Source organism: Micromonospora sp. AMSO31t (assembly GCF_008868175.1).
Taxonomy (GTDB): Bacteria; Actinomycetota; Actinomycetes; order Mycobacteriales; family Micromonosporaceae; genus Micromonospora.
Window position 1 is genome coordinate 1 of the sequence record NZ_WBKT01000307.1, and the last position, 1,214, is coordinate 1,214.

The following is a 1,214-nucleotide window of genomic DNA, read 5'->3' on the forward strand; positions in this document are numbered from 1 at the left end:
GTGAGGCTGCGGCCGGCCGCGGCGCCGAGGACGGCCCCGACGGCGATCACCAGGGTGGCCGCGCCCGCCACCGGCCAGGCCGACGGGCCGATGTCCGCGAGCCGGCCGCCGCCGAGCGGGCCGCCGGACGCCGCCGCGGCCAGGCCGAGCAGCAGCCCCGCGACCGGGCCGGCGAGCGCCGCCGGAACGAGCAGGGTGGACCACCCGACCGGCGCGCGGTCCTCGGCCGCGAGCCGCAGCAGCCGCCGGGCCAGCAGCCAGCCGGCCGCCATCGCGGCCAGCACCGGCACCGCGAGCAGCGCGGCGCCCAGCCCGTCCACCGGGCCCCGTGGCAGGCCGGCCAGCAACGGTACGGCCGGCAGCGCGCCGACGGAGACCTCGCTGGTCTGCACGGCGGTGTCGGTGCCGACGGCGAACCCCGGACCGAGCAGGTAACTGACCGACCAGACCGTGGCGTTCGGCGCGTAGGCGAGGCTGACCAGGGTGATGCCCGCCTGACCGGCCACCCCGGTCCGGTACGCCCCGATCATGTCGGCCGCGTCGCCGCCCCCGGTGGCCACGGCCAGCCCGGCCGCCCCGGCGCCCGCGCCGAACAGCAGCAGGCCGGCGACCAGCCCGGTGCGCAGCCCGTCGCGCAGCGCCGCCGGGGAACGGCGGGCCAGCAGGACCCAGACGCCGGTGGTCCGCAGCGCGCCGACCAGGGCGGCGAGCCCGCCGAGGACCGCGAAGGTCAGCCCGGCCCGGAGCGGGGACACCCGCAACCCTCCCGCGCCGACCGCGATCGCCGCGAGGGCGCCGAGCAGCCCGTACGGGATGCCGACCGCGACCGCGACGGTGAGCGCCCGCCCGGGCGAGCGGTTGCCCCGCGCGCCGACGGCCCGGCTGACGTGCACCCCGGCGCGGGTGAGCCGCCAGACGGCGAGCGCGGTCAGGGCCAGCGGCGCCAGACCGAGCGGCCCGGCGGAGGTCTCCAGCGGCACGCCGTGGCCGAGCAGCCAGCCGACCAGGCCGGCGCGCAGCGCGCCGGGCAGTGAGCCGGCGTCCTCGCTGAGCTGGGCCAGGCCGAGCACCAGGGTGACCGGCAGCCACGACGTCACGGCGGCCCAGAGGGCCGCCACCCCGGCGGCGACGGGCAGCGGGGCCCGGCCGCGCGGCGACTCCCCCGACCGGGGCGCGGGCACCCGCGGCGCCGGCCGGGCACGGCCGCCCGGCCG

1 protein-coding gene is annotated in these 1,214 nt (G+C 81.6%); it reads right to left on the reverse strand.

Annotated elements, in window-relative coordinates; all coding sequences use genetic code 11:
• On the reverse strand, nucleotides 1-1,214 hold a 1,214-nt coding region (locus tag F8274_RS30670), incomplete at both ends, for a DUF6350 family protein (RefSeq protein WP_225854057.1).